We start from the raw sequence: 3085 nt of genomic DNA, 5'->3' as shown, positions 1-3085 counted from the left end.
AACACCTCCGGGCAGATCATGATGTTCGCACCGGTCGCCCGTCAGCTGCTGGAGATCATCGGCAAGGACTGCAGCGCACGCGGAGTCATCACCTGCGAGCAGTTGCCGGACGCGATACAGAAACTCCGGCTAGCCACCGACGGCAGCGCGAGCGGACAAGCCGCTGCGGCCCAGAGTCCTGATGGTGACAGTGCCGACGACGAGGCTGCCGAAGGTGCTCACATCGGCTTGGGTCAGCGCGCCTACCCTTTGATCGAACTTCTGGAATGGACCCGCAAGGAAGAAGGATTCATCCTTTGGGAGGCGGCCAAGGATTTCTGACGAGCGAGGGTATCGCTCAAGCATCGCTTTACCAACCGCTCGTTCGCCGCGACTCTCGCCGCCTACGGCGCCGCTAGCCAGCGCGGCGGTCGCGAGTTCGATTTCAGCGTCACGCTTACTCGCCAGTCGAGCGGTGAACTGAGACTGCGCCGTCCAGCCATCCGGCCGATGACATTCGCTGGCCAAATCGGCAGTCCGGCCGCCCGGCCGGCGCCGCCAGCTGCCGCTGACCACGTCATCTTGGTCCACCACGACTCGGTGCACGCCGACCTCCTCCAGGAATGAGCCTGGCAAGGAAGGGTGCTCACCTATACCGATGACTACACGGGCTTCGCCTTGTTCGTTTCACACGACAATCCGGACCCGCTCACCCGCCAGCGCTGCGCCTCCGCGATCAGCGTGCGACTGAGGCGCTTGAGTTTAGTGCCGACAACGCTACGCATCATGCAAATCCTCCTCCGTTCCCCCGCGACAGACTGACGTGACGAAGAGATGACAGTATTCCACCCGCGGCGCCAGACGCTCTTCGCTGCGCGGCCATCACCACTGGCACTGCCACCTGCCTGCACGCCCGTCAGACACCGCCTGGCAGCGCCGGCCGCCCGACGGGGGCTCCTGTCGCCGCGCCCCATTCCTTCTCGCGGCAAGCAGCACCGTTGCCGGAGCCCAAGGCGACCCTCAGATCTTCCGATACACCTCGGCGCCAGCCTTGACGAACTCGATCGCCTTCGCTTCCATTCCCTTGGCCAGCGCCTGCGTCTCGCTGACGCCCTGCGCCGCCGCGAACTCGCGCACTTCCTGCGTGATTTTCATCGAACAGAAATGCGGGCCACACATCGAGCAGAAGTGAGCGACCTTCGCCGATTCTTTGGGCAAAGTTTCGTCGTGAAACTCGCGCGCCTTGTCGGGGTCGAGACCGAGGTTGAACTGGTCGTCCCAGCGAAATTCGAAGCGCGCCTTCGACAGGGCGTTGTCACGTATCTGCGCACCCGGGTGTCCTTTGGCCAGATCGGCAGCGTGTGCCGCCAGCTTGTAGGTGATGATTCCCACCTTGACGTCGTCCTTGTCCGGCAGCCCGAGGTGCTCCTTGGGCGTGACGTAGCAAAGCATGGCGGTGCCGAACCAGCCAATCATTGCCGCGCCGATACCGCTGGTGATGTGGTCATAGCCGGGAGCGATGTCGGTAGTCAGCGGGCCCAGCGTGTAGAACGGCGCTTCCTTGCACTGTTCGAGCTGCAGGTCCATGTTCTCCTTGATCATGTGCATCGGCACATGCCCCGGACCTTCGATCATCACCTGCACGTCGTGCTTCCAGGCGATATCGGTCAGCTCGCCGAGCGTCTCCAGCTCACCGAGCTGGGCGGCGTCGTTGGCATCATAGATCGACCCAGGGCGCAGGCCATCACCGAGACTGAAGGCCACATCGTAGGCCTTCATGATTTCGCAGATCTCTTCGAAATGCGTGTACAGGAAGCTTTCCTGATGGTGCGCGAGACACCACTTGGCCATGATCGAACCACCGCGCGAGACGATACCGGTCAGCCTACTGGCAGTCAGCGGCACGTAGCGAAGCAGCACGCCAGCATGAATGGTGAAATAGTCAACGCCCTGCTCCGCCTGCTCGATCAAGGTATCGCGGAAGATCTCCCAGGTCAGATCTTCGGCCTTGCCGTTGACCTTCTCGAGCGCCTGGTAGATCGGCACGGTGCCGATCGGTACCGGGCTGTTGCGAATGATCCATTCCCGCGTCTCGTGGATATTCTTGCCGGTCGACAGATCCATAACCGTGTCGCCGCCCCAGCGGATTGACCAGGTCATCTTCTCGACTTCTTCCTGAATGCTCGAGCCCAGCGCCGAGTTGCCGATGTTGGCGTTGATCTTGGTCAGGAAGTTACGGCCGATGATCATCGGCTCTGTTTCCGGGTGATTGATGTTGCACGGTATGATCGCCCGTCCGCGCGCCACCTCCGAGCATACGAATTCCGGCGTGATTTCCTCCGGAATGCTGGCACCGAAGCTATGGCCCGGGTGCTGGCGGCAAAGGATTTCCGCGAAGCGCTCGCCCTGCGCTCCGGAAGCCTTCAGCTGCTCGACGTAGGCACGGCGGTTGTTGTTCTCACGAATGGCGATATATTCCATCTCCGGCGTAATCATGCCGCGCCGCGCATAGTGCATCTGGCTGACGTTGGCGCCACTCTTCGCACGCAAAGGCCGGCGCTGCAAGCCGGGAAAGCGCAGATCATCCAGCGCCGCATCCGCCGCCCGAGTGCGCCCGAAATTGGAGCTCAAACCACCCAGGGACTCCGTGTCACCACGTTCGGCAATCCACTTCGCCCGCAGCGCCGGCAGTCCCTGACGGATGTCGATGCTCGCCTGCGGATCCGAATACGGCCCTGAACAGTCGTAGACATAGATCGGCGGATTCTTCTCGCCGCCAAATGCGGTATCAGTATCAGCCTGAGAAATCTCCCGCATCGGCACGCACAGGTCGGGGCGGCTGCCGGTGACATAAATTTTACGGGAATTCGGCAGTGGCCGAATGGCAGCTTGGTCGACGTGAGCGTCAGCGGCGATGAACTTCTCGTTAGCATTCATGGTGTTTCCTTGCAGAAGACGATGGCAAAAGCGCTACTGAAACAGGCAGCGTGCAAGGGGCCAGTGAGACGAGCGAGACGGAGTGACTGCAACCATCCAGCGCCACGATGTGCGCTCCGCTTCCCTACGACGGCATGACCCGTACAGGTTCGAAGGGACTCTCTCAGCC

Annotated in this window: 2 protein-coding genes and 1 riboswitch; of the genes, one reads left to right on the top strand and one right to left on the bottom strand. The window is 61.8% G+C overall.

What is annotated here, in order from left to right; all coding sequences use genetic code 11:
• On the top strand, positions 1-321 hold a 321-nt coding region (locus RUW20_RS07280), incomplete at its 5' end, for a DUF1840 domain-containing protein (protein ID WP_313951544.1).
• Between the two features lie 678 nt (positions 322-999).
• Here the strand turns inward: RUW20_RS07280 and thiC are convergent.
• The gene (gene thiC, locus RUW20_RS07275; RefSeq protein ID WP_313951543.1) at positions 1000-2916 is read right to left on the bottom strand and encodes a phosphomethylpyrimidine synthase ThiC; all 1917 of its coding nucleotides are present in this window, start codon (positions 2914-2916) and stop codon (positions 1000-1002) included.
• 104 nt (positions 2917-3020) lie between these two features.
• Positions 3021-3085: riboswitch (TPP riboswitch) on the bottom strand. This riboswitch is flagged as partial in the annotation.

Source organism: Accumulibacter sp. (genome assembly GCF_032229525.1).
Classification (GTDB): domain Bacteria; phylum Pseudomonadota; class Gammaproteobacteria; order Burkholderiales; family Rhodocyclaceae; genus Accumulibacter.
This window is presented reverse-complemented; position numbering and strand designations above follow the sequence as displayed.

Coding starts and splice junctions, on each gene's coding strand:
- thiC (WP_313951543.1), bottom strand. CDS start 2,916: ATGAATGCTAACGAGAAGTTCATCGCCGCTGACGCTCACGTCGACCAA.